Origin of the sequence: Enterocloster clostridioformis (assembly GCF_020297485.1) — a bacterium.
GTDB classification, from domain to species: domain Bacteria; phylum Bacillota; class Clostridia; order Lachnospirales; family Lachnospiraceae; genus Enterocloster; species Enterocloster clostridioformis.
The window spans coordinates 524,358-551,171 of record NZ_JAIWZC010000001.1 but is presented as its reverse complement, the minus strand read 5'-3'; the positions used below and the strand labels follow the sequence as shown (position 1 = coordinate 551,171).

The following is a 26,814-nucleotide window of genomic DNA, read 5'->3' as shown; positions in this document are numbered from 1 at the left end:
CCTTACAGGCTTCCTGTCACAGAAGCATAATGGTCTTCGCTTGTCACCGGCATCTCCAGATGCATGTCATCAAAGAGAGTGAGCTGGCGGAAGCTGTCTCTGTTCTCAATATCCCAGGCTTTGCGCCTCTCATCTCCCACAAGACAGGATGTAATATAATCCTGGTCCAGCCTGGTGCCTTCCATCATGCGTCCTTTGCAGGTGATGAAATATCTGGCCCGCTTCAGGACCACCCCCATCTTCTTTAAGTCCTCGAACAGGAGTTTGCCCTGCTTTCTGGCATTCACAATTCTCTGGGCCGACTTTACCCCCATGCCGGGGACCCTGAGAAGTTCCCCGTAGGAAGCCCTGTTGATTTCCACCGGGAACAGCTCCAGGTGGCGCAGGGCCCAGTCGCACTTGGGGTCCAGGAATACATTGAAATTCGGCTGTTCCTCCGACAGCAGCTCCTCAGCCTTAAATCCATAGAACCGGAGCAGCCAGTCCGCCTGATATAACCTGTGTTCCCTTAACAGAGGAGGTCTGGCTGTCACGGAAGGCAGACAGCTGTCGTCGTTGACCGGCACATAGGCAGAATAAAAGACCCTCTTAAGGCCGTAATTCTCATACAAGGCCTGTGTGACAGCCATCATCTGGTAATCGTTCTCCGGTGTGGCCCCCACAATCATCTGGGTACTTTGGCCCGCAGGCACAAAGGGCGTCCTGGCATACCGGGAGTCGGAAAGGTGCCTTCTTTCTCTCCCGGCCCTCTCCATGGACTTCTGTCCATCACCCGGACCATCCTGACCGCTGCCGGATAAACCATGGTTTCCCAGCAAAAGAGCGTCTGGCTGTGCCAGCTCCGGACGAATCAGGGCAGCACCGCCTGCAAAACCAGCCCGCTCCGCGGCATAGGTCTTCTTAAATTCCCTGTCATATCCCAGAAGATGGCTGGACACCGCAATGCCCTGCTGTACCTGACGCATGGGCTTTAATATCTTATCTCTGGTCTTCCCGGGAGCCAGATTCTTAAGTCCCTCGGCCGTGGGAAGCTCCAGATTGATGCTCATGCGGTCAGCTAAAAAACCCATCCGCTCCACCAGCTCAGGGGCAGCCCCCGGTATGGTCTTCACATGGATGTATCCGTTAAAATGCCACTGGTTCCTGAGTTTATGCAGGGTCTCGTAAATCAGCTCCATGGTATGATTGGCGTTATACAAAATACCCGAGCTCAGAAACAGCCCCTCGATGTAATTCCTGCGGTAAAATTCAATGGTGAGCTTACACACCTCATCCGGCGTAAAGGCAGTCCTCACCACATCATTGGAACAGCGGTTCACGCAATATTTGCAATCGTAGATACACTGGTTGGTAAACAGAATCTTGAGAAGGGAAATACATCTGCCGTCCGCTGAAAAACTGTGGCAGATTCCGGCTTCCGATGTGTTTCCTATACTGCCTGCCTTTCCCTTTCTCCTTACCCCGCTGGATGTGCAGGCCACGTCATACTTGGCTGCATCCGTAAGTATCTTTAACTTTTCCTGTACGCTTAAATTCTCCTGTATCAACATGATATCACCATCCGGAACGTATGTTTGTCCTGATAGTATAGCACAGAATTCAGGCAAATGCAATTGCAAAAAGAACATTTGTTCTTTTTGCTCGCCAGCAAATTTTTAGGGATGCTATTATCAATGATTCAACTATTTTCAGGCTGTTATTTTAAGTCCAGTATTCGCAAACAATTATTTTCAGACATCCCTATGGATGAAACCCAATTACAAAGAGGCCTGCGCCTATCCCCGCCATATCATATGACGCGAATCCGGCCGCAGGCCTCTCAATTATCGGAAAAATCAATGAAACATCATTCTGTCCGGAATTTAGATTTATCTTTAATCCCTGTACCCGTTGGGATTCATGGACTGCCATTTCCAGGAATCAGCGCACATCTCCTCGATTCCCTTCTCAGCCACCCAGCCCAGCTCACGCTTTGCCTTGGCTGAATCGGAATAGCAGGTAGCCACATCGCCTTCACGGCGGGGCTGAATCTCGTATTTCAGCGTCCTGCCGCAGGCCTTCTCATATGCATGGAGCACATCCAGCACGCTGTAGCCCACGCCGGTTCCCAGGTTATAGATGCTGACGCCCTCTTTATCCTGCAGCTTCTGCACTGCCTTTACATGGCCCTTTGCCAGGTCCACCACATGGATGTAATCCCTGACCCCGGTACCGTCCGGCGTGTCATAATCATCGCCAAATACATTCAGATGGTCCAGTTTTCCCACTGCCACCTGGGCAATATAGGGTACCAGGTTGTTGGGGATTCCCTTGGGATCCTCTCCAATCAGTCCGCTCTCATGGGCGCCGATGGGATTGAAATAGCGCAGCAGCACCACGTTCCACTCCGGATCCGCCGTATGTAAATCCGTCAGAATCTGCTCCAGCATGCCCTTGGTCCGTCCGTAAGGATTGGTAATCTCTCCCTTGGGGCAGTTCTCAGTGATGGGAATTTCTGCCGGATCTCCGTACACGGTAGCGGAAGAACTGAATACAATATTTTTGACCCCATGGCTGCGCATCTCACCGCAGAGAATCAGGGTGCCCGTGATATTATTGTGATAATACTCCAGAGGCTTGCGCACGGATTCCCCCACTGCCTTAAGACCTGCAAAATGGATGACCGAATCAATTTCCTCCTTGTCAAACACTTCTTTAAGGGCCGGCTGGTCCAGAAGGTCTGTCTCGTAGAACTTTACCTTCCTGCCTGTTATCTTCTCTACTCTCTCCAGTGCCTTCTCGCTGGAGTTATAAAGGTTGTCTACTACAACCACATCATAACCCGCTGTCAGCAGTTCCACACAGGTATGGCTTCCGATATAGCCGGCGCCACCAGTCACTAAAATAGCCATGATATCTCCTCCTTACGAACAATTGATTGCTGCAAAAAGGCGGAACAGGTTAAGCTGTCTGACTGTTCCGCCTGTTATAACTAGTATAAAGGGAAAGCTGCAATAAAACAATGCACAATTCTTCTATCTTTTTACAATATTTTTTGAATGGCACCCCTTAACCGTGTTTTGCAAACTCTGTCCGTATCTTCTCAATTGCCTTTTTCTCAATCCGGCTCACATAAGAACGGGAGATGCCCAGCTTGCCGGCAATCTCCCGCTGGGTATGCTCCTTCCCACGGTACAGCCCGTAGCGCATCCCCAGAACCGTCTTCTCTGTCTCTGTCAGACAGGACTCAAAGGCCTCATAAAGCTCCTTTACATCCTGTTTGAAAATCATGGTATCCAGCGTCTCTTTATTGTCCATCTCTATCACATCCACCAGACTGACAGTCTCCCCGTCCTTGTCTATTCCGATGGGCTCAAAAAGGGACACTTCCTTGGAATACTTCCTGCTTGCCCGCAGAAGCATCAGTATCTCATTTTCCACGCATCTGGCTGCATAGGTGGCCAGTCGTGAGCCTTTATCTGCGTTAAATGTATTCACTGCCTTAATAAGGCCTATGGTTCCCACGGACAGCAGGTCCTCCATGTCGTAATCAGAGCCCTGATACTTTTTTACCACATGGGCTACCAGACGCATATTATGCTCAATCAGCATATCTCTGGCAGACTGGTCGCCCTCTTTGCAGCGTTCCAGATACTCTTTTTCCTCTCCTGCTGATAATGGTTTCGGAAAAGTCTTCAAAGAAAGCCACCCTGCATATTCTTAATCTTATTCTATGCGGGGGCAGCTTGCCAAGTGCTTTTACAAGTTTTTATTGGCTTATACTATTTTCCGAATCTATGACGAACAACTCCTTAAACTTCTTCCGGTCCAGGCTGTGGTTGTACACAAGGGCCTCATAATCCAGTACCGTGTCCTGATAGGGGCAACGCTCCGACTCTGCCTTGGCCCAGTAATAGTAGGTTCCCTCCCTGTCATAACAGCCCAGGAAATGGACCACCGGAAGGTCCTCCTTCATGGCAAGCAGGAACCGGTTATAGGGCGTCATTTCAAGATTGGCCCTCCACAGGACCTCTGAGGACAGGTAAACAGCCCCGAGACGCCCCATATCCTCGGAGGGCATGCTGTAGTTGGTCCATATAATAAATGGGGTCTCGTACCACATGAGATGTTCCTGCACCGTGATCTCAGAACTAGGCATGCCGGCTATGTCATCGTAAAATTCATCCTCCACGCTGGGCTGGTGATCCCCGAACATGACAATCATGGTAGGCTCGTCTATCCGGCTGAAATACTCCACCAGATACTGGAATGCCTGGTCCGACCGCTTCATAAGGGACAGGTACTGGTCCGTCTTTGGATATTTTCCCTCGTACTCTCCGGTAAGCCACACCTCCTGTTCAAAATTGTCATAGGTCCCCTCATATCCGCCGTGGTTCTGCATGGTTACATTGAAGATAAACAGCTTATCCTCAGGATTTTCCTTGGCTTCCACCACCTGGATCAGCTTCTGGTAATCCGCCTCATCGCTTACATAGTTGCGAAGTTCCTCGCTGCCCTCGTAAAATTCCTGGTCCAGGAACGCATCAAATCCCATATTCTGATAGCATTCCACCCGGTTCCAGTTTTCTCCGGGATAAGGGTGCATTGCCACGCTGTAATATCCCTGGTCCTTCAGGGTACTGACCATGGAATAGGTATCTGGTTTTACATTGAACTGGTAGGCAATGGAATTGGCAGGCAGCAGGGCCATGGAGTCCCCGGTAAGAAACTCAAACTCTGTGTTGCTCGTCATGGAACCGAACACGGGCACACAAAGGCTGCCCCTGACCGTGTTTTCCTCAAGGCTGTCCATAAAGGGGAAATATTCTGTATTGGTGGTAAAATCGCCTGCCGTCTTAAGCTCTGCCAGGCTCTCGTTCATAATGCATATTAGATTGACCGGCGTTACAGGCTGCCCCTCCTCCGGCCGGTTCTCCGGATTCTCCGGATTCTCCGGGCTCTCCGGATAGGCCTGGCTTTTTACCGGATAAGCCTGACCATTTCCCGCTTCCGCATATATACTCTCCTCCAGGCGGTTATATATCTCCTTAAGCCTGGCGTTACTGTACCCCTGAGGCGGCTTCTTTACCACATACTGCAGGGAGACCGCGGTGGACAGCACATAACCGTATTCCTGGTATGTCCCGTTGATGGCCCACATGTTGATGCCAAGCCCCCAGGAAGGGACCAGAACGGCGAAGAACCAGGCCCCGTAACCCGCTATGGACGCAGCGATGCCGCCTCCCACCGCAAGGCGGAGCTTCCAGCCTCTGACCCGGCGCGGTGTGAACCACAGGAATACGTTCATAAGCAACAGCAGGACAAAGGCTGTCTTCATCTGGCGGGTGATAAAAAATTCATAGTTGCCGGACACGGTCATGGCTGTCCTGAATGCCATCACATCCCACAGCATAATGGGGCGGCTCCGGAAGGCCACCACAAAGGTCTCAGCCAGGGAAATGACATAGAGGACGCAGGAGACAGCGGGCACGGCGATTCTGGTCCTCCCCGTGACGGCAAACAAAGCCAGATACAGCACATAAATCCAGCCTATGTTCAGGACCGCCATATAATAAGGAACCGTGTCCAGGTTCCCCGTGACATACTCAAACATAAAGTATGACACCACTGGGGCCATTAGCAGACTCACGGTTCCCACTATATACCATATATATTTTATAATCTTTATCTTATTTTCTTTTGTCACCATTGCCGCCTTTTGTTAGAGCTTTGTTAATAATTTTTAATAAACTTATCCTAGCATAAAGGATTTGATGATTCAAGAGTCAAATACTTCCATGAAAGACATTTCGCAAAACCTTCACATGTTCCATGCCCACATCTCAGCCAGGGGGCGCAGATCCCATCACTGTCCAGGCCGCTTTTATCCTTCCTGTCCATTCATGATATATTTGACCCCGGGCACGATGATATGGGTCTGGACCTGTGTAATGCGGGCGCCTTCTATCAGGGAAACATAAAGTACATAATAGGAATCCTTGTGGTAATACAGCCAATGAACCACTGTCTCTGCTGAATGGTTCTAACCGCAACTTTTCCCCATCAGATACGTATACGATATTTCCCCGTGACAATCCTCCTGTAAAATATCATAGTCAGCAGGGCAGCCGCAATCCATCCAAAGGGCCAGGCCATCCAGATACCCGTGCTTGCGAAATGCCGCGTAAGGATATTGGCCACGATAATCCGGAGAATTAAATCCGGCACAGTGGCCATCACGAAATAGGTCATGGCACCGGAGCCCCGGATGATGCCGTCTGTCATGAGCTTAATGGAAATCATGAAATACATGGGGCTTACAATGCGCAGGAACTCCATGCCGGACTGTATGGCCCGGGTGCTTCCCGCCCCCAGGAACAGTCCCATCATCTGGCGGCTGAACACAAAATACAGCAGGAAAAACGGAACCGCGGCATAAAAGGACAGTCTGACACCTGTCTTAAAGCCCAGGGGAATCCGCTCTTTCTTTCCCGCTCCCAGATTCTGGGCCGTATAACTGGACAGACAGCCTCCCAGGGACATGAATGCATTGATGGCAAAGGTATTGAGTTTGATGGCGCCGGAATAACCCGCAATGACAGCGGATCCATACCGGTTCACGATTTCCTGGACAAACATATTTCCCACAGACAATACGCTCTGCTGCATAATGCCGGGCACTGCGATGGCTGCTATCTGCCCCAGCAACGCGGCGCTGAACAGCACTGTCTTCCGGTCGGTCTTAAGGGCGCCCAGACGCCTGGCCAGGGTACCCAGAGCCAGGATGGCGGAACCCCCCTGGGCAATAAAGGTAGCCCATGCCACTCCGGCCACCCCCAGTCCCAGCCGGGCCACGAACCAGTAATCCAGCGCTATATTTCCCAGGGATGAGCCGATAAGGAAATAAAGGGGCGTTCTGGAATCCCCCAGGGCCGTGAATATGCCTGTACATACATTGTAGAGGAACAGGAATATCAGCCCGTACACATAGATCTTAAGGTACAGCTCTCCGTCCGCGAATATGTTGTCCGGGGTATGGATTACCCGCATCATATCCCCGCAAAAGGCATATCCCAGAACGGTCAGAATCAGGCTCATGGCGCCGCAGGCAATGAATGCCGTGTGGACAGCCGTCTTCATCCTGCCTATGTCCTTTGCCCCAAAGAGCCTGGACACCACCACGGAAGCTCCCAGGTTGCTTCCCACAGCAAAGGCCATAAATATCACCGTAATGGGATAGGAGGCCCCCACGGCTGCCAGCGCGTCCTCCCCTGCAAACCGGCCCGCAATGCTGCTGTCCGCAATATTGTAAAACTGCTGGAACATGACGCTTATGAACATGGGCAGCGCAAACCGCCACAGTGTTTTTTTCGGATGCTCCACCGTTAAATCTGTAATCATGATACCCTTTTTCCTCCCAATGACAATTTATGTACCATTATACCCTTGGTCTGCCATTAGGGCAACCGGAAATACAGAGGGAACGCGGAGCAAAACACTAACAAAATGCTGCAAATCAGCGCAAAAAAGCGCCCATGGCATTCCCTTTTATGGAATTTGCCGCAGGCGCTGTCTGTTTACTTTATTAAACTTTGCATAAAACCATTAGTGGTGGAACAGACGGATTCCCGTAAATGCCATCACCATTCCGTACTGGTTGCAGGTCTCGATGACCTGGTCGTCGCGGACAGAACCTCCGGGCTGCGCCACGTATTTCACGCCGCTCTTGCTGGCCCTGTCAATATTGTCACCAAATGGGAAGAAGGCGTCGGAGCCCAGGGCCACGTCTGTCATGGTGTCCAGCCAGGCCCTCTTTTCCTCAGCGGTGAATACAGGAGGCTTTACCTTGAAGGTCTTTTCCCATCTTCCGTCAGCCAGTACATCCATGTAATCATCTCCCATATAGACATCAATGGCATTGTCCCTGTCAGCCCTCTTGATGCTGTCCACAAAAGGAAGGTTCATTACCTGGGGAGCCTGGCGCAGATACCAGTTGTCCGCCTTGCTGCCTGCCAGGCGCGTACAGTGTACCCTGGACTGCTGTCCCGCGCCGATGCCGATGGCCTGTCCGCCTTTTACATAGCATACGGAGTTGGACTGCGTGTATTTCAGGGTGATGAGGGAAATCATCAGGTCAATCTTGGCAGAATCCGGAAGATCCCTGTTCTCAGTGACAATGTCCTCCAGAAGGTCCCTGTTGATCTCCAGGTTGTTATGTCCCTGCTCAAAGGTGATGCCGAATACCTGCTTGCGCTCCAGGGCCTCCGGCTCATAATCCGGATCGATCTGGATGACATTGTAGTTACCGTTTTTCTTGGACTTAAGGATTTCCAGGGCTTCCGGCTCATATCCCGGGGCGATAACGCCGTCAGACACCTCCCGCTTAATGATTCTGGCCGTGTCCGCGTCGCACACATCGGACAGAGAGATAAAGTCCCCGAAGGAGGACATGCGGTCTGCTCCCCTTGCCCTTGCATAGGCGCTGGCCAGAGGTGAGAGTTCGCCCATGTCGTCCACCCAGTAAATCTTCCTCAGCGTATCGTCAAGAGGCAGGCCCACGGCTGCCCCGGCAGGGGATACATGCTTGAAAGAGGCGGCTGCCGGAAGTCCTGTGGCTGTCTTCAGCTCTTTTACCAGCTGCCAGCCGTTTAACGCGTCCATGAAATTGATATAGCCGGGTCTGCCGCTCAGTACTGTGATGGGAAGCTCCCTGTCCCCTTCCATGAATATTCTGGAAGGCTTCTGATTTGGGTTACAGCCGTATTTAAGTGCCAGTTCTTTCATAATGTTACCTCGCTCCCTATTTGTTTTTATTTACGATTCTCGTCTCATATGTGCCGGCGGCAATATCGATATAACGCACGAACAGGGACACCTTGTTGTCCTCGTTAAGGCTGTTCCAGACCAAATCCGTAAAGGCATCGATGTCCCCGCTTATGCCCACCTTCTTAGGCTCTCCCTCAAAGCTGGGAAGTGGATTGCCGTCACGCATGTAGGTGTGGATGAAACGTCCCTCTCCCGCTGCCGGTGACTGATAGGCATAGGTAAAGCGCAGGCAGGAATCCGGATTTGTGTTGTCGCTCTTTAAAATGGACATGGCATAGTTGTAATTGCCGTTTTCAATATGCAAGATGCCGGAGATCCGCGGTGTGTAGTTAGGCGCGTCTGGCTCGAATTCCCTGCATCGTAAGGACTGCTCAAAGGTCATCTGGTGATCCATCCCGTCGTAGATGGTGTCTGTCTGGTCCCCGTTGGTCACAATAGTCTTGTTTCCAAGAACCCGTACAGGGGCATATATAATCAGGCTTGGGTCCTCTAACTTGGCGGGGTCAAATGCCTGGGTACGGATCCCTTCCCCATCCGCCACAAACACGCGGTTGCGGCTGTTGGCGCTTCTGCCCATGATAAAATAGGCGGTTACTGCCTTTGTTCCATCATCAGAGCGCCCGATGACGATTCCCCGTCCGGGATAAGCATTGCTTTTCAGTTCCTGTTCCAGTGACATCTGATTCATACTGATTCCTCCATTCGGCTTAATAGGTTTCTGAAACTTAAAAGAGCCGGCTCCCGGACACGCAAAAAATATGCATGCCCAGGCGGTCGGCTCAAACTAGTTCATGGTACTGCGTGCTCCCTGTGGTTGCTCCACTATCCGCCAGTCACACGCCCTACCATTAATATATATCTTTTTTTCTAATATTGCAACCCTTTTTTAGAAGTTTTACTAATCAAGAGTGTTCAGGAAAGCTGTCTCCAATACCGGCATATTTTCCCTATTCATTTCGGATGGCTGCCAGGGGGCTCAGCTTCATAGCGCGCATGGCCGGCATGAATCCGGCTGCCATGCCCACAAAGATGGCAAAGACCACGGCTGCCACGGAAAGCCAGGGCGGTATTCTGGACAGGTTGCCTGTCAGGCCATTCATTTCCTCCAGGTTTACAAACCGGTTGATAACCACCGAGATACTGTAACTGAGAAGAATTCCGGCGACACCTCCCATGAAGCCGATAAAACCGGATTCAATGAGAAACATGTTGCGGATATTTCCCATATCGCAGCCCAGTACCTTCATGACTCCGATTTCCTTTGTCCTCTCATAAATGGACATCATCATGGTGTTGGCGATGCCGATGGCTGCCACGAACAGTGAAACGGCTCCGATGCCGCCGAGGACAGCCTGTATCATGCTGGACTGCTGTTTCGTGCTCTCCATCCAGTCCGCCTGGCTGCTGACCTGGAATCCCATGTCCGCTATCTGCTTCTGCACCGCCTGGACATATTCCATATCGTCCACAAATATCTGCGCCCGGTTATAGGTCAGATAGTTAAGGGGCTTTCCTTTTTTATTGGTGGGCTGCCCCGGTATGACGGTTCCCTTTTTAAACACCTTGCGCAGCTGGGCTTTCAGGCCGTCTATATCCGTGTACACATTATAGGAATAGGAATTCCAGTCGTCCGGACCGCCCTCCACCATTCCGGTTGCATTCAGCATATACTTTTTCGGCGGTTTCACCGGGGTCTGGCCGTCCTCCGAGGAACCGACGGAACCATTTCTGGTCTGGAAATAAGCATCCACGTCAAAAATCACAAAAAGAGGCTTATTCATAAAGTCCACATCCGGCATCTCGCCTGTGTCCCAGTACCCGCGGCCTGTCTTGGAATTATAAAAATTCTGCTGGACCGTATTGCCCACCACCATGCCCATCTCTCCCGGCTCCGGCAGCCTGCCTTCGCCCAGGGGAATCTGCTCCAGAAAGGACTGGCTTACGCCCATAAGGGACAGATACTGGGCCTCGTAGGCTCCCTGGCGCATGAGCACATTGATTTCCAGGACCGGGGATACCCCGGTCACATGGGGCAGACGGCCAAACTGTGCTATGACATCGTCTGTGATGTAGGTGGGATCCGAGGATTTGCTGCTCCCGCCCCCTCCAGCCATCACCGCGCCGCCATAGGATGAGCCGGAATACACGTTGATGGTGGTCAGGCTTCCCCAGGAGGAAATCTGTTCCATGAACATCTGGTCCAGTCCGATTCCCAGGGATACCATGACCACAATGGACGCCGTACCGATGATAACTCCCAGCACGGTCAGTACCGTTCTCAGCTTCCTGCGTCTTAAGTTGTTAATGCTCATGATTACGAGATCAGGAAATCTCATTGTCCACATCCTCTTCCCTTGCCGCCTTGCGTTTCTTCCTGATTCGGATGACAACCGCGGCAGCAATACCGGCCGCTGCCACCACACCGGCAATCACCAGGAACTTATATTTACTCCAGAAGGACGGCGCTGCCTCGGCGTCCATGCTGCCTGCATCCATGGCCGCTCCCGTATCATCCCAGTTCTGTTCCATCTCCTCCATGACCATGAGGGTCAGCTCCTTTTCCACCGGTTCGGCGGGAACGCCGTTTTCATCCTCGTAATCAATGCGGATGCGCACCGTTCCCTCATCCAGGGTGGGGGCCACGCCTGTCAGCATGGTGTCCACGTTGCCCGTTTCACCCGGCTTGATGTTTCCCACATAGGCGTCCGTGGTCTTGATGGAATCCGCCTCAAAGGTCACGGTCACGTTGTAGAGGATGACCTTTCCCGTGTTGTTGATGCCAAACATGACATTGGACTCAGATCCCACGGTTAAGCTGTCCGGCATAACGTCAATGGTGCTGGTGCTTAACCGGGCATACTGCTTTACAGGGATGTCCACTACAATGCTTTCCTCCGCGTTCTTGAATTCGGGGCTGTCGTACTTCTCCTTTACCGTGATGGCGTAGGAGCGCTGGTCCACTCCTGCCCTGGCCGTGAATCTGGCCCTGACCTCGGTGGTCTGTCCGGGAGCCATATTGTCCACTACCAGGGAGGAGGTGCCTGACTCCGTGGTAAACACGGCGCTGTCCGATACCTTCTCCGACTCCAGGTTAAAGAGAATGTTGCTGGCAGGAACCGAGGTGGATGCGTTCTTCATGTTAAGAATCAGCTCAAACTCGTCCCCTGCGTAGATTTTCTCCGGGACCGTGTGATAGCTCTCCACAATCAGCCTGGCCCTGGTCCTGTCGTTGGCGTTAAAATCACCCAGGTCGTCCTCTTTATCCTTGGACACGATATGTACGTAAAAGGTTCCCTCCTCCGTGTGCAGATCTCCCTCAGAGCTTAAGCGGAAGGTGATGGTGTATTTGATTGGATAATAACCCGTGTAGGAATCCTTGCGGATTGCCATGCTGTAGGGAGCCGATACGGTTTCTCCCGGCTGCACGCGCTCAAAGGTGCGGTCATAGTTGCCGTCGTTGATTTCAAAGGGGAATTTGGCATCGTCCTCTGAGAGCTGCATGCTGACCGTCACATCCTGGGCCGTGGTCTCCCTCTTGTTGCGGAAGTTTACGGTGTAATCCATGACATTGGGATAGACTCCCCTGGGCGTGGGCTGGTTCTCACCCACCACAAAGTAATTGCCTTCCTTTTTGTCCTCCTCCTCGTCCGCTCCGGATGTGGATGAGGTGGAAATCCATACGTTGATATAATCTGTATCGGAACCGCCGTCCCATTCCAGCAGCACAGGAATGCTGTAGTATCCCTGAAGGGCGTCCCGCCGCACCCTGGCTGACAGGGACACGCTCTTTACATTGCCCTTCTTGATGGTTCCCACGCTCTTGGCCACAAAGGTGGTCTCCATGATTTCAAAGGGATAGTAGTCAACGGAGTAATCCCCGTTTCCCCTCTCCTCTATCTGCTGGAACTCATTGGTCTGCAGGAGACTGATGCGCAGGTTCTCCATATCCTCATCCGTGGCCCTGATACGGAAGGGAATGGACATGGATTTTCCTATGGTCCCTTTGGGTGATTTTGTAGTAAATACATAATCATTTTCACTGGCATTGGTGTTATAGCCCAATTTGTAATCGCTGGCCGCCGCACTGGACGAATGCATCCCGGCCAGCATACAGGCTGCCAGGAACGCCGTCAGGCCTTTGCACCATTTATTTGCTCTCATTCTCATTGCACTCCTTTTTCTCTGCATTCCCCTCATATAACGCTTCTCTGCCGCCTGTCTCGATTCCCACAATCCGGCCGTCCATGATTCGGATTCTCCGGTCCGCATAGGAGGCCAGATTGTTGTCGTGGGTAACCATGACCAGGGTCTGGTTCTGCTCCCTGACAATCTTCTGCATCAGGCGCAGCACCTCCATGGTGGTCTTGGAATCCAGGTTTCCCGTGGGCTCATCGGCAAATATAATCTGGGGATTTACCACCAGGGCCCTGGCAATTCCCACACGCTGCTGCTGTCCGCCGGACATCTGGTTGGGCATATGCCTGGCCTGGCCTCCCACGCCTACCAAATCCATATATTTCCTGGCCTCCTTAAGCCGCTGTCTTCTGGAAACACCACGAAAGGAAAGGGGAAGGGCTACGTTCTCCAGGGCATTCATGGTATTTAACAGGTTGTATGCCTGGAAGATAAACCCCACCTTTTCGCGGCGGAAGCTCACCAGCTGGCGCTCCGTCATCTTCTCTATATGGACCCTGCCAATCTCAATCTCCCCTTTGGTGGGCTTTTCCAATCCGGCCAGCATGTTGAGAAGGGTGGATTTGCCGGAACCGGAGGCCCCCACGATGGCAACGAATTCTCCCTTATATATGTCAAAATCCAGTCCGTCCAGGGCCCGGACCTTGATATCGCCTACCCGGTATATCTTATATAAATTCTTTACCCGTATGACCACGGGCCTGTTTTCTTTTCCAGTATTTTCTTTTCCTGTGTCTTTTTCTCCTGCATCCTGTTTCTCAGGGACCGACGACACGGTCAACTGTTCCTGTGCCAAATCCAGCCTCCTTTCCGGGGCGTAAAAGCGCTCCAATCCGGATAACAGCCTCTATGGACAGACTGTTACTGATTTTGTTCAGTATAGCACAGAGAAGGTGATTTGTTCTTCTGTTTTTCTTTAATCTTCCTTTAATAATTCCTTACACCCTATCCGTTTTCAGTAGCAAATGTAACACGAAAACAGGTAATTGTAAAGTAAATCAGGCCGGAGCGCAGCAAAAGACCGGGCCCCGCTGGTTTTAAGCGGGGCCCGGTTTTGAGGGGTTCTTAATATTTCACAGTACGGTTCAGGAGCAGCGTTCATAGGACAGCAGATAGCCGTTTTTCTTCAGCCATTTCATGTCTTGGAATGGGTAAACGGTCCTCCGGTTGCATCGTAAAACGGCTCTTTCCGGGGTACCGGCGCAAGATTGATAATAAATGCGTCTGTGAATTTAAGTAATTCGCCATCGTGCTTCATTTTCGTCTATTCCCATCCTTTTGGAAGATATTTAAGCGTATTCTTGATCATGTCATCCACCAGAAGCCTGACATCTTCTTCCCGGCAGTTCTTTCCCTTTACAAGGGGATCGTTCATAAATGCCCTGACCACCTTTTCTTTATCCGGATTAAGGGCTGCTTCCATAATCAGCTCATGGTTCTCCAGATGGGGCATCAGAAGTTCCTTTACATTTTCCGGCACTGCTCCCGCAACCACCGGATAGATGTGATCCTTTTCAAAGACCGCGTTGGTCTCCACCAGGGCACCCGCGGGCAGGTTGGTAATCTGGCAGGCCGTATTAGGGATATTCACATTGCTGACAACCCTTGTCAGGCCGCAGAGCGCTTTGATTAAAAGGATTCCCTCCTCGCCGGTAGGTTCCAGCTTGACTTCTTCCTCACCGGATGCCAGCCTGCGGCTCCTATCCAGTCTCTCCTTCAGGTCATTCTTTCTCCACTGCACCGTGGTCAGGCCGAATTTCCAGGATGCCACTGTCTCCGGGTCATTCAGGTACTCATTTCCGGGCATGAATTCAGCCAGATGCCTGTCCCCTGCCGCCGCAATCAGGCCGTACCTCTTAAACAGATCCATCTTGACCCGGTTGGCGCACTTAAAGGAGGAATTCATCCAGTTTTCGCCTTCCACTTCATATCCCTGGTCAAAATGCCTGTCAATATACTCCCTGTAAACAGGGAACAAATCGATCCCCTTATAGGAAGCGCTTGAAAACCATGTGAAATGGTTGATGCCCAGCACATTTACATGGATGTCATGCCAGTCAATATCTGTTTCCCCGCTGCTCTCCTCGCAGATTCCCTTAAGGACCTTCTGGGTGCCAAAGACTTCATGGCAGCACCCGAATGCCTTGATTTCCGGAAATACATGATACAATGTCTTTACACACAGTGACATGGGGTTGGTATAATTAATGACCCATGCCTTTGGCGCATATTCTTTTATGGCCCCGGCAATCTCCACGAACATGGGTATGGTGCGCAGGGCGCGGACCATTCCGCCCGGCCCTGCCGTATCGCCTACAGACTGGTAGATTCCCAGGCGCTCCGGAAGGTGAACATCAGACTCCATCTCGTCAAAGGTGCCGGGCAGGATGGAAATGACAACGAAATCACAGCCTGTCAGGGCGTCCTTAAGGCTTGCGCTGGTCTCAAACTTCCAGTCTCCTTTGGCGTCGTCCCTCTGCATCAGACGGTTGCCAATCACCTCATTGTTCTTTGCCGCGCCGCCGTCAATATCATACAGACGTATGGTACCGCTGATCTGGTCCTCCAGGGCAAGGTCTGTCATAAAGGTCCAGGCCCATCCCCTGGAACCGCCGCCTATATATGCAATCTGAATATCCTTAACTTTATTATCGCTATACTTCATAGCTTCCTCCTTAATATGTTTACTTGAAATATACATGCTCTGCATTCCTGTACATGATTCGTTCCTTTTCTTCCCGGGAAAATGCATCGCTGCATGTGATGTACTGTATAAAATGCTGATAGCTGTCCTCCTTCAGCACCGAGGGTATATCCGTTCCGAAAATGAGTTTGTCCGCCCCTGCTATCTCAATACCATGCCTCAGATACCTCACCGCATTGGGATAGGGGTAGGCGTCAGGGCCGCAGTTATGGGGCAGGGCAGCCAAATCAAACCACACATTGGGCAGGGCCAGCTTCTTTAATCCTTCCACAAGCTTATCCTCGTCCCTCATGGACACGGCCAGCAGATGGCAGACCACAAACTTCATGCCGGGATGCTCCTTTATCACATTCAAAAGCCGGTCCGTCTGCCAGCTCTCACTGCCGCATTTGCCTATATCAATGACAAACACCAGACCATGTTCATCCGCATAATCATATTCGGCCTTCATGATATCCCCGTCCAGGGGCAGCGTGAAATGGTTGGCCATGAGCCCAGAGCCGGTACTTACCTCAAACTTCACAATTGGAAAACCCAGCTCTTTAAACAGGTGTTTTCGTATCTGTTCCTTGCCCCTGCAAAAAGGGTCGTAGGAAGCCGCGGCACAAAACCGGTCCGGATATTTTTTCACTGCCTCCATGGAATAGAGATTCTGGAAACCAAAGTAATTTCCCTGGAGCAGCACTGCTTTCTCCACTCCGTTATCATCCATTTTCCTGAGAATATCCCCGGCAGTCACCACTCCCTGGCTGAATTCATCCGGAAGCATTCGGAACCGTTCCCCTGATGCATATTCCGCCATGCCGTTTCCGGCAAAGCGCAGCTCTCCTCCTGCCCCTGTTCCGGCGATACACTGTATCAGATGGACATGTCCGTCTATTATCTTCATCTCATGTTCCATTTTCATCATCCTTTCAGGCCGGAGGTGCTGATGCCCTCAACCAGATATTTCTGGAAGAACAGGAATATAAGGATGGACGGCAGTATGGACAAGGTTGCCATGGCGAACATGGCGCCGTAATCCGATGACGAGCCCGGGTCGCAAAAAAGCTTAAGCGCAAGGCTGACAGGGTACATGCTGGACTTGCTGACATACAGCAGGGCTGAAAGGAAATCATCCCATCTCCACATGAAGGAGAATATGCAGGCCGTGACCAGTGCCGGCTTTATAAGAGGCAGCATGATGCGGGTAAAAATACCTGCATAGGAACATCCATCAATCTTGGCCGCTTCATCCAACTCCGTAGGAATACCGCTGATGAAGTTGGAAATCAGGTACACAAAAAATCCCTGTATGGCAAAGAAATATGGAACAGTCAACGGCATATAGGAGCCCACCCAGCCCAGCTTCTGATACCACAGATACTGGGGGATCATGAGTACCTGGGCGGGAAGCATCATGGAGAGCAGCATGACAGCAAACAGGATGCTCTTGCCTCTGAATTTGAATCTAGCAAATCCGTAGGCCACCAGGGCGGAGGAGGCCACGGTTCCCAGGGTGGCCACCACTGAGATGAAGATGGAGTTTTTGAAGAAGGTGGCAAAGGAAATCTTTCCAAAGCCCTTCCATCCCGTGGAATAATTGCTGACTATAAATTTCTCCGGAATCAGGCTGCCCGCTGTGGAGAATATGGTGCTGTTCTCCTTAAAAGAACTCATGACCATCCATATAAGGGGATAAATCATGATGATGCCGATGACGAAAACAATGATATGGTATACTGCTTTTTTAACCACTCGCTTCTCTTTCATGATTAAAGCCCTCCTTCATATACCCAGAACCGTTTCGTTGCAAACAGGAACAGGGTTATCAGACCAATCACAGCCAGCATGACCCATGCAAGGGCCGCACCATATCCTGTGTTGTAGAATTCAAAGGACTGCTTATACATGTAAACAGTATAGAGCAGGGTTGAATTCATGGGTTTTCCCTGGGTGATGATATAGCACTGGGTAAAGGCCAGAAAGCCGTTAATCATCTGCATGACCAGGTTGAAAAATATGGTGGGGGTCAGCAGGGGCAGGGTAATCTTAAAGAATTTTGCCGGCGCGCTGGCGCCGTCCACCTCTGCCGCCTCGTACAGGGACTGCGGAACCTGTTTTAAGGATGAGAGGAAGATAAGCATGGATGAACCAAACTGCCAGACCACCAGCAATATGAGGACCCATATAGCTGTTCTGGTATCTCCCAGCCACGAAAAGCTGGTCTGGATTCCCACCATTCCCAGAAGCTTATTCACCACGCCGTCCATGGCAAACATCCTCTTCCATAAGATGGATACTGCCACGGAACCTCCGATAATGGAGGGAAGATAATAGGCTGCCCTGTAGAAACCGGACATTTTGGAATTTTCCAGCAAGAGCATGGCCACAATCAAAGCAAACAGAAGTTTGAGCGGAACAGACACAAATGCAAAGAAAAAAGTTACCTTCAGTGTTTTAAAAAACGTTTCATCCTGGAACATGGAAATAAAATTCTTAAGTCCTGTAAAAACAGGCGGTGAAAGAATGTCATAATCACAGAACGAATAATACAATGAAATTCCCATTGGAACAATCATGAACAGCAGGAATCCAATGGTAAATGGCAGTGTAAACAGGACACCGGCCACACTTTCCTTGCTGAGCTGCTGCTTTAATGCCTTCATAGCCTCTCCTCCTCGCCTTATGAAAAGAGCGACCTACAACAGCCGCTCTTTTTTAATTTGCTAATTTTTCTTGGACTCCATAATCTTTGAGCCTTCTGTAAACAGCTGCTGACCGGCATCCTCAGCCGTCATCTGACCGTAACGTACCTGTTCCTCCAGCTTATTCAGAAGATCGTTTACCTCGCTTGAACCGTCGGCAGCAGGCGGATTGATCTGGGAAGAATTGTCAGATACAACTTCGTTGATGAACTTAATCACTTCCTGGCTGGTCTCATCCATCTTAGGCGCAATGGAATCTGCCACTGCTGATGACAGAGGAATGCCTCTCTCTCCCAGAAGGATTTCATTACATTCCACTGAGTTTGTGATGAAATTCAGGACCTTTGCCGCCTCTTCCGGATTTGTGCTGTCCTTTGTGATGGCGAAAAACTGGCTTGGCTTCAGATAATCGGACTTGACAGGGTCTGCTGAAGGCCAGGTGGTTATGGCAATCTCCACACCCTCAGGTGCGGCGCTTCGGATGGCTGTGAGCTGGTTGGTATAGTTAAACGCACACCATGACATGGTTTCAGGATTGGAACCATACACCATTGGGTCCTGCTCCACGGATCCGATGGTCCTCTCTGCAAAGATGGAAGGATCCACAACCCATCCGTCCCTTATGCCATCCTCATAGAGTTTAAAATAGGATACATAATCCTCTGCTGTTCCGCCCAGTTTTCCGTCCTCGAACATGACTACATCATTGGCGCGCAGGAAATACTCGATGAAATTCTCACCATTGTTATATGCAATGTTGGTCTTATATCCTGTCTTTTCCCTGATTTCCTTGCAGAGTGCAATGAACTCGTCCATGGTCATATTATCTTTTACCGTGATGCCTGCCTCATCCAGGGCTGTCTTGTTGTACAGTAGCGCAGGTGCATTGATGCCGTTGCAGATTGCATAAAGTCCGTCCCCTACCTTACCGGAGTTCAGTACATCTTCATTACAGTCTGCCACGTCGATGGTTCCGTTTTGAATATAAGGCGTCAAGTCCACCAGCAAATCATTGTTTACATACTGCTGGATATACTTGTAATCCATCTGGACAATGTCCGGCATGGAATGACCGGCAGCGGCCGTAGCCAGCTTGTTCCAGTAATCTGCCCACTCTGAAAATTGTCCGTCAAAGGTAACTCCGGGATTCTGTTCGGAATACAGCTCTAAGATAGCCTGTGTACGCACATTTCTCACCTGATTGCCCCACCAGGCAACCACCATCTCCGAACCATCCCCGGATGCAGCGTTTTCCCCGGATGCAGCGTTTTCCCCGGATGCAGCGTTTTCCCCGGATGCTCCTTCTGCCTGTGAACCGGCCGCCTTTGTATCTGCGGTACCGGAACCGCCGCATGCTGTCAGGCTTGCCGCCGCCAGGGCAGCTGTAAGCACAAGTGCTAATTTCTTTTTCATGATTGAAAACCTCCCTCGTTCTTTAGTTGCTTTTGATGAATTGATTATACCTGCTTTTTCTTGTCAAACCAATCAATAAAACCGATGTCCATGGTTAATTTTCCGACTTTTTCATACAGTTTATGCGGATGCAACTTTTCCTTGTCCTGTTGAACGATATGGTTTATATTAATCTAAGACAGTCAATTCCCACTGAAAACAGGAGTAACGTATGAGATACCTGAACCAGATAAAACGTGATTTTGAAAATCTCTCCATGAAAAATAAACTGCTGGCCGTTGTATTGTCCAATGTGGTGCTGATTCTATTCATAGCGCTCATGGGGCTGCGCATTTCCTCCAATGCATACAATGAACAGCTCTACAAGGCCATTGCCGGAAATCTGTCCTTTTCCTCCCAGACCATTTCCGGCAATTTAAAAAGCATCGAGACCCTTTCCTCTGTCATCATCTCCTCCTCCGTGATTCAGGATTCCCTAAACCGCATTGACAGTACGGATGATCCCCTTATATGGTCCGACAACAACCCCCGAATCAGCGCAGCCATCAACAATTACCAGCAGGCCTACAAAAATAACGGTGTGGCTGCTATTGCGTTAAATAACCGGCATTTCCAAAACCTGACTAATTTCGTGGTCATAAACAATGCGGATACGGACACGGTACGGGACGCGGTGGACAAGGCCAGGGAACGGGAAGGAGCCATTACCTGGACCATTGACTATGACCACGGCCTGTATATACTCAGCCGCAGCGTCAGGAAGGTATACAACCTGGAGCTGGACCATCTGGGAGACCTGCTGGTCTTTGTGGATCTGGACCGGATTGTAAGGGATGCCAACCGTGCGGTAACCACCTACGGCGACTCCGGCTACATTCTCTTTGACGGGGACCAGCTCATATACACCTCTGACGGGATTGACCCGGAAACCGCCAATGGGTTCATGAAACAGACCGGCCAGCCCTACAGCATCGTACACCAGAACGGTCACAGCTATTTTGCAGTTAAGAACACCATTCCCTACTACAACTGGACCTACATAAACCTGGTCCCCTATGACCAGATTTCCAATTCCACAGGCATGGCCTACCGCCTTATCCTGGCCATGCTCATTGTAGGCTTCATCGCTGCCATGACATTTTCCAGGCGCCTGACCCGCTACATTTTAAAGGACTTCGACCTTTTAATACAGAAGATGGAGTTTTTCAGCAGCACGGAGCTTAAGATGCCTGAGGTGGAGGTGGACTACAGTAAACGGACCGATGAAATCAGCAGGCTGCACCAGCATTTTGACACCATGGCCGGCCGTATCCAGTACCTGGTCCGGAACAATTATGTGAATCAGATTTTAAGCCGCGACGCAAAGCTTAAGGCGCTGGAATCCCAAATTAATCCCCATTTTTTATACAACACCCTGGAAACCATCAACTGGCGGGCAAAGGCATTAAAGGACCAGCAGATTTCCTCCATGGTGGAATCCCTGGGAACCCTGCTTCGGGCCACCCTCAGCAGCAAAAAGCCTCTTGTGACCCTGGATTATGAGATCGGCCTGGCCGGAAGCTACATGACCATTCAGAAAATACGCTTTGAGGACCGGCTTCTGTTCCATGTGGAGTGTCCCGAAGAGCTGGGAAAAGCCCTTATACTGCCCCTTACCATCCAGCCCCTTCTGGAAAATGCCATACGCTACGGCATGGAGGAAATGATGGATACCTGTGAAATCAGCATACGGACCATGAAGGAAGGGGGCCTGCTGATTGTGGAGGTGTCAAATGAAGGCTCTGTATTCGAGGACGGCCTTCTTGAAAAGCTTCAGGACGGCACCAAGAATGCCCACGGCTTTGGCATCGGCCTGGTCAATATCCACCAGCGCATCCAGATGCTTTTTGGGGAAGCCTATGGACTGTCCTTTAAAAACGAGAATGAAAAAGCCATTGCAATCATCACTATACCATACAAAACAGAGGAAGATGACTATGCTTAAATTAATCATTGCGGACGATGAACGCATCATCCGCGAAACCATATCCACCATCATCAATTGGAAGGAATACGACATCGAGGTGGTGGGCCTGTGCAAAAACGGAATGGAAACATATGACATGATAATGGACGAGACGCCGGATATCGTGCTGACCGATATCCGGATGCCCGGCATGGACGGCCTGGAACTGATTCGCAGGATTTCCGGTACGGACCTGAACGTACAGTTCATCATCCTCTCCGGCTACGGGGAATTCGAGTATGCCAAGGAAGCCATGAAAAACGGGGTTAAATACTATCTTCTCAAACCCTGTAATGAGCTGCAGATCATTGACTGTATCGAACAGTGCAAGAAGGACTGCTACCAGCAGAAGCTCATGGAACGGATTGTATCAGACCGCTTCATGGCAATCAACAGCATGAACCACAACGTCATTTTCAGCATCATCAATGACAGCATATGCCAGAACCGGGGTTTTCCGGATATCATCCGTTCCTATGAATCCTATATTGACTTTAAATTCACGGTCTACAGGCTGTACTATGTGTATTTTCTGCCCTTTGAGCATCTGGAGAGGTTTCTGGATGATTTAAGGCTGTATTGCAGCCAAAATATTTCCTCCGTCATCATCCACGGCGTATACGTCAATAACACACTGCTTCTGTTCTTTAAGGACTTTGCCGCAAACTACCAGGACCTGGAGCGTTTCATCTGCCAGAGGCACTATCCGGGCCAGGCCGTAGCCCTGGAAACCGAATCCACACTGTATTCCAACCTGGAACAGCTTCTGGTGGTGGTTCTCAAGAAAATAAGGCGTTTTGGAATGATTTATTATATCAATAATTTTCATCTGCTCTACACCTGCAATTACAACACCCATATCAATGAATTGGAGCAGCTATGCCAGTCTATCCTGGACCGGCAGCCGGATTCCATGCAGAAGCTGACCGATCTCATAAAGGATATAAATGACATCACCTTTTTAAAACAGATTGCCAGCAACCTGTTCATGAAGCTTACCCTGAACAGTCCCTGCCTCTCCTCCACCTGGCTGACTGAACTCCTGGTCCGGATTGAAAATGAACAGTGCTTAACGGACTTAAAAAACCTTGCCATTGACCGGGTGGAGGAAATACTGAGAGAGCCTGACAGCGGGCAGTCCGTCAGCACCATGACCCAGCAGATATTTGATTATGTAAGCCGGAATCTGCAGGATGACAACCTGACCCTTAAATATATTTCAAAAAACTATCTCTTCATGAATGTGGACTATGTCAGCAAAAAATTCCTGAAGGAGACCGGCACCAAATTTTCCACCTACCTGACGGACATGCGGATTAAAACAGCCAAGCAGCTTCTGGCTTCCAAGGGTCTGGATAAGATACAGGATGTGGCCCAGGAAGTGGGACTCGGAAACAACCCCCAGTATTTTTCCCAGCTGTTCAAGAAAAAAACAGGCATGACTCCCAGCGCCTACATCACACAGGTCCTGGGAAGACCCTGCAAATAAAAAGCGATCATTTTTTATAAAAGCCTGTAATTTTTACTTGACTTATACCGCATTCTATGTAAGAATATGACGAGGCACAAATCAGTGCCATATCTGGCTGGTCCGGCTATCGCACTGGTAGAGTGCGAACTATTTCCCAAATTCAATATTTTACAATATAATGCGCAAAGGAGACTCCCATGAGACATTTATTGAATCCCTTAGACTTCTCTGTGGAAGAAATTGATGACCTTCTGGCCCTTGCAAGGGACATTGAACAGAATCTTCCAGGATACGCCCATGTATGCGACGGCAAGAAGCTGGCCACCCTTTTCTATGAGCCAAGTACACGGACGCGTTTAAGCTTTGAGGCTGCCATGCTGAACCTGGGCGGCAGTGTATTAGGTTTTTCATCCGCCAATTCCAGTTCTGCCGCAAAAGGCGAAAGCGTGGCCGACACCATCCGCATGATTTCCTGTTATGCTGATATCTGTGCCATGAGGCATCCAAAGGAAGGCGCTGCATTCGTAGCTGCCCAGAAGGCCCAGATTCCGGTCATCAACGCCGGAGACGGAGGCCATCAGCATCCCACCCAGACCTTAACCGATCTTATGACCATCCGTTCCATGAAGGGACGTCTGGACAACCTGACCGTGGGCTTCTGCGGAGACCTTAAATTCGGCCGTACCGTACATTCCTTAATCAACGCCATGGTCCGCTACCCCAACGTCAAGTTCATACTGATATCCCCGCCTGAGCTGCGCATCCCGGACAACATCCGTGACGACGTGCTCACTGCAAATAATGTTCCCTTTGAGGAAGTCGGCAACCTGGACGACGCTCTGGGCCAGTTAGACATTCTCTACATGACACGTGTGCAGAAGGAACGCTTCTTCAACGAGGAAGATTACATCCGTTTGAAAGACTGTTATATTCTGGATAAGAAGAAAATGAAACTTGCCAAGGAAGACATGTATGTGCTCCATCCTCTTCCCAGGGTAAATGAAATCTCCGTGGAAGTGGATGACGACCCAAGGGCTGCCTACTTCAAGCAGGCACAGTACGGCGTATACGTGCGTATGGCATTAATCATGAGATTACTGGAGGTGCAGAAACCATGTTAAACATCAGCGGATTACAAGAAGGCATTGTCCTGGACCACATTGAGGCAGGAAAGAGCCTGGACATCTACTATCACCTGGGCCTGGACAAGCTGGAATGCCAGGTAGCCATCATCAAAAACGCCCGCAGCAACAAGATGGGACGCAAGGACATCATTAAAATCGAGGGCGGCCTGGATACGGTTGACTTAAAGGTATTGGGCTACATCGACCACAACATAACGGTGAACATTATCCGCGGGGACAAGATTGCCGAAAAGCGGGCATTAAAGCTTCCCAAGAAAATCACCAATGTGATTCAGTGCAAGAACCCCCGCTGCATCACGTCCATTGAACAGGAGCTTCCCCATATCTTCTACCTGGCAGATGAGAAGGCAGAGGTTTACCGCTGCCAGTACTGCGAAGAGAAGTACAGCGAATTTAAATAGGATGATTATGGGGCGCTGCCCTTAAATACATGAAAGAGACAGTGGCTGTTGAGAAATCCATTCACCACTTCAAGGACAGCTTTTGTGTTGCCGGACGTAAAACGCAGAATGAAAAAACTCTGCATGCTGATTTGCTGCTTGCGGGAATTGCACAGCTCATTACAGTAGTGGTTGCTGATAAAATTCACATTTTTAATCAGAATTAAAAACTTGTTTCGCAATTACCTATGATAATCCGTAAAAGTCCGGCGCACATCCGCCTTTTCATCAATCATTTTCAGGCGTCTGGAAAACCATGGAAGCAGGGTTCCCTGAATGGAAATGGATAACAGAACAATACAAAACACCAGATTAAACAGATTATTTTTCATCGGCACCTGACGCAGTACGGCATAAATGGCAAATACAATAGAGGCCACACCGCGAAGCCCCGCCCAGGAAACCGTTCCGATCTGTCCCCATAAAGACCGGAAGCTTCCAAGAAGCACCGTCACTGCAAGTGGACGTCCAATCAGGGTCAGGAATACCATAATTGCCGCTGAGGGAAGAAATACCTTTGAATACCCGTTTCCTCCCAAAAGCACAGGAACTGCATAGGCAAGAACAGCCACGGCGAATACAAATATGGTTTTTCCCTCTGCAATGTCAAAATGAAGACGATTTGAAGTCCGGTTAAAATCACTGTCAGCATATAGGAAATGGGGTCATTGGAGCCGGATTCCATTTCCAGCAGGGAAGCAGTATTCTCCTTAAGATTCAGATTTTTAGACCGCAGAATGCCGAACACGGAGGCTGCATCCGTGGAGCCGATCACGGAAGCTGTCAAAAGACTCTCCAGAAGCGGAAGCTTCAAAATCAGATGGATAAAAAGCCCTGTAATTCCTGCTGTGAGAACCACCCCCGCAGCAGACAACAGCACAGACCGGCCAATCACCGGCTTTGCCTCCTTAATTATTCCAATGGCAAAATACAGGTTTTGCCGGAACTTTAACGGCTTATTAACATTTCTGTCTTTATCTCTGCTCATTTAAGCAGGCTGCTCCGATGATGCCTGCTCCGTTCCCCAGCTCTGCAAGGAGAATCCGGGTGTTCTTTTGGGAAGCTCTGGAATAGATTTTGGGTGCTGTTTTCTCCTTCACCGGAGCTAAAAGTGCCTCTCCGGCTCCGCTTAAGCCCCCGCCAATACAGAGTATCTCCGGCTGAAGAATATTGATAATATTGGCAATTCCCTCAGACAAATCCTCCATAAAGCCGTCCAGAACCTCACATGCTGTGGAATCTCCCTTCTCTGATGCCTCAAAGATCATGCGGCCGTTTACTCCGGACAGATCTCCTTTGCAGAGGGACCAGAGCATGGACTCATCCGAACGTTCCATAGCCTCTCTTGCCCGGCTCACTAAAGCTGCAGCCGATGCATAAGCCTCCAGACAGCCCTTCCGACCACAGGTACAAGGATGTCCGTTCTGATGGATCACCATATGGCCCAGCTCGCCTGCTGCTCCATTGTCTCCTTCCAGTATCCTTCCGTTCAATATAATACCTCCGCCGACTCCTGTTCCCAGAGTTACGGCTGTCATGGAACGGCTGCACCGTCCTGCACCTGCCAGATATTCGCCCCAGGCAGCAGCCTTGGCATCATTTTCCCCATAAACAGGGCATGGAAAAAGGTCTTTTAACATTTTCAGAAAGGGCACATTTTCAAAGCCGAAGTTATTGGCATACTCGATACAGTCTGTTTCCTTGTTCACTGTTCCGGGAATGCCGATCCCCACGCTTTCCACATCCTGAAAGGTTAATCCCTGTTCCTTTAAAAGGCGTTCTGTCAGCCTGTAAATAGCCTCTGCCAGCTCCTTTGCCGGTTTTGGCAGGCCTGTTGGCTCCTGAACGGCTGGCCCCAGCACTCTGTTTTCATCCACCAGACCAGCGGCTATCTTCGTTCCTCCAAGATCAATTCCGATTCTCAGCATATAATTTCCCCTTTATTTTCAT

Annotated in this window: 23 protein-coding genes, 1 pseudogene and 1 riboswitch; of the genes and pseudogenes, 5 read left to right on the top strand and 19 right to left on the bottom strand. The window is 50.2% G+C overall.

Annotated features, from left to right (window positions below; genetic code table 11):
• Nucleotides 1–2: 2 nt before the first annotated feature.
• From LA360_RS02430 to LA360_RS02355, 16 genes are all read right to left on the bottom strand, one after another.
• Complete coding sequence (locus tag LA360_RS02430; protein WP_022202467.1) at nt 3–1,550, bottom strand: putative DNA modification/repair radical SAM protein; 1,548 nt, start codon at nt 1,548–1,550, stop codon at nt 3–5.
• Nucleotides 1,551–1,874: 324 nt separating this feature from the next.
• On the bottom strand, nt 1,875–2,891 hold the full coding sequence (gene galE / locus LA360_RS02425; RefSeq protein ID WP_022202466.1) for a UDP-glucose 4-epimerase GalE: 1,017 nt from the start codon (nt 2,889–2,891) through the stop codon (nt 1,875–1,877).
• A 157-nt stretch (nt 2,892–3,048) separates the two neighbouring features.
• Entirely contained in the window at nt 3,049–3,678 is a 630-nt protein-coding gene (gene sigK, locus LA360_RS02420) for an RNA polymerase sporulation sigma factor SigK (protein WP_022202465.1), read from the bottom strand.
• A gap of 70 nt (nt 3,679–3,748) precedes the next feature.
• A complete protein-coding gene (locus tag LA360_RS02415) occupies nt 3,749–5,689 on the bottom strand; it encodes an LTA synthase family protein (RefSeq protein WP_022202464.1) in 1,941 nt (646 codons plus the stop codon).
• Nucleotides 5,690–5,863: 174 nt separating this feature from the next.
• Nucleotides 5,864–6,004, bottom strand: a complete 141-nt coding sequence (locus tag LA360_RS02410; protein ID WP_155521216.1) for a hypothetical protein — start codon at nt 6,002–6,004, stop codon at nt 5,864–5,866.
• A gap of 38 nt (nt 6,005–6,042) precedes the next feature.
• On the bottom strand, nt 6,043–7,380 hold the full coding sequence (locus tag LA360_RS02405) for an MATE family efflux transporter (protein WP_057572510.1): 1,338 nt from the start codon (nt 7,378–7,380) through the stop codon (nt 6,043–6,045).
• 204 nt (nt 7,381–7,584) lie between these two features.
• Nucleotides 7,585–8,763 (bottom strand): phosphoribosylaminoimidazolecarboxamide formyltransferase, encoded by a 1,179-nt coding sequence (locus tag LA360_RS02400; protein ID WP_022202462.1) that lies wholly within the window; start codon nt 8,761–8,763, stop codon nt 7,585–7,587.
• A 16-nt stretch (nt 8,764–8,779) separates the two neighbouring features.
• Nucleotides 8,780–9,493 (bottom strand): IMP cyclohydrolase, encoded by a 714-nt coding sequence (locus LA360_RS02395; RefSeq protein WP_022202461.1) that lies wholly within the window; start codon nt 9,491–9,493, stop codon nt 8,780–8,782.
• Nucleotides 9,494–9,562: 69 nt separating this feature from the next.
• Nucleotides 9,563–9,652, bottom strand: a riboswitch (ZMP/ZTP riboswitch).
• A 100-nt stretch (nt 9,653–9,752) separates the two neighbouring features.
• Nucleotides 9,753–11,141, bottom strand: a complete 1,389-nt coding sequence (locus tag LA360_RS02390) for an ABC transporter permease (RefSeq protein WP_057572509.1) — start codon at nt 11,139–11,141, stop codon at nt 9,753–9,755.
• Nucleotides 11,128–12,966, bottom strand: coding sequence for a COG1361 S-layer family protein (locus LA360_RS02385; RefSeq protein ID WP_022202459.1), 1,839 nt, complete (start codon nt 12,964–12,966; stop codon nt 11,128–11,130). The genes LA360_RS02390 and LA360_RS02385 overlap by 14 nt, the downstream gene beginning before the upstream one ends.
• Entirely contained in the window at nt 12,953–13,795 is an 843-nt protein-coding gene (locus LA360_RS02380; protein ID WP_022202458.1) for an ABC transporter ATP-binding protein, read from the bottom strand. The genes LA360_RS02385 and LA360_RS02380 overlap by 14 nt, the downstream gene beginning before the upstream one ends.
• Nucleotides 13,796–14,263: 468 nt before the next feature.
• Nucleotides 14,264–15,664, bottom strand: coding sequence for a family 4 glycosyl hydrolase (locus tag LA360_RS02375; RefSeq protein WP_057572508.1), 1,401 nt, complete (start codon nt 15,662–15,664; stop codon nt 14,264–14,266).
• Between the two features lie 19 nt (nt 15,665–15,683).
• Nucleotides 15,684–16,613, bottom strand: coding sequence for an amidohydrolase family protein (locus LA360_RS02370; RefSeq protein ID WP_057572507.1), 930 nt, complete (start codon nt 16,611–16,613; stop codon nt 15,684–15,686).
• Entirely contained in the window at nt 16,610–17,455 is an 846-nt protein-coding gene (locus LA360_RS02365; RefSeq protein WP_057572506.1) for a carbohydrate ABC transporter permease, read from the bottom strand. Before LA360_RS02365 ends, LA360_RS02370 begins: the two co-directional genes overlap by 4 nt.
• A 2-nt stretch (nt 17,456–17,457) precedes the next feature.
• Nucleotides 17,458–18,351 carry a carbohydrate ABC transporter permease gene (locus LA360_RS02360; RefSeq protein WP_002573315.1) on the bottom strand — a complete coding sequence of 298 codons (894 nt, stop codon included), beginning with the start codon at nt 18,349–18,351 and terminating at the stop codon, nt 17,458–17,460.
• Nucleotides 18,352–18,411: 60 nt separating this feature from the next.
• Entirely contained in the window at nt 18,412–19,803 is a 1,392-nt protein-coding gene (locus LA360_RS02355) for an ABC transporter substrate-binding protein (RefSeq protein WP_112483046.1), read from the bottom strand.
• 211 nt (nt 19,804–20,014) lie between these two features.
• Here LA360_RS02355 and LA360_RS02350 point away from each other — a divergent pair, with 211 nt between their 5' ends.
• The 5 genes and pseudogenes from LA360_RS02350 to LA360_RS02330 form a co-directional block, all read left to right on the top strand.
• Nucleotides 20,015–21,787, top strand: coding sequence for a sensor histidine kinase (locus LA360_RS02350; protein ID WP_022202453.1), 1,773 nt, complete (start codon nt 20,015–20,017; stop codon nt 21,785–21,787).
• Nucleotides 21,780–23,297, top strand: coding sequence for a response regulator transcription factor (locus tag LA360_RS02345; RefSeq protein ID WP_022202452.1), 1,518 nt, complete (start codon nt 21,780–21,782; stop codon nt 23,295–23,297). The genes LA360_RS02350 and LA360_RS02345 overlap by 8 nt, the downstream gene beginning before the upstream one ends.
• Nucleotides 23,298–23,476: 179 nt before the next feature.
• Entirely contained in the window at nt 23,477–24,400 is a 924-nt protein-coding gene (gene pyrB, locus LA360_RS02340; protein ID WP_002583405.1) for an aspartate carbamoyltransferase, read from the top strand.
• Nucleotides 24,394–24,825 carry an aspartate carbamoyltransferase regulatory subunit gene (locus LA360_RS02335; protein ID WP_002583406.1) on the top strand — a complete coding sequence of 144 codons (432 nt, stop codon included), beginning with the start codon at nt 24,394–24,396 and terminating at the stop codon, nt 24,823–24,825. Before pyrB ends, LA360_RS02335 begins: the two co-directional genes overlap by 7 nt.
• A gap of 32 nt (nt 24,826–24,857) precedes the next feature.
• A pseudogene (locus tag LA360_RS02330) lies at nt 24,858–25,031 on the top strand (ISNCY family transposase); the annotation flags it as partial.
• A 15-nt stretch (nt 25,032–25,046) separates the two neighbouring features.
• Here the strand turns inward: LA360_RS02330 and LA360_RS02325 are convergent.
• From LA360_RS02325 to LA360_RS02315, 3 genes are read right to left on the bottom strand one after another with little or no spacing between them, the layout of a single operon-like run.
• Entirely contained in the window at nt 25,047–25,355 is a 309-nt protein-coding gene (locus LA360_RS02325) for a cation:proton antiporter domain-containing protein (RefSeq protein WP_022202449.1), read from the bottom strand.
• On the bottom strand, nt 25,343–25,852 hold the full coding sequence (locus tag LA360_RS30245) for a cation:proton antiporter domain-containing protein (RefSeq protein ID WP_022202448.1): 510 nt from the start codon (nt 25,850–25,852) through the stop codon (nt 25,343–25,345). The genes LA360_RS02325 and LA360_RS30245 overlap by 13 nt, the downstream gene beginning before the upstream one ends.
• The gene (locus LA360_RS02315; protein WP_057572504.1) at nt 25,839–26,792 is read right to left on the bottom strand and encodes an ROK family protein; all 954 of its coding nucleotides are present in this window, start codon (nt 26,790–26,792) and stop codon (nt 25,839–25,841) included. The genes LA360_RS30245 and LA360_RS02315 overlap by 14 nt, the downstream gene beginning before the upstream one ends.
• Between the last annotated feature and the right edge of the window lie 22 nt (nt 26,793–26,814).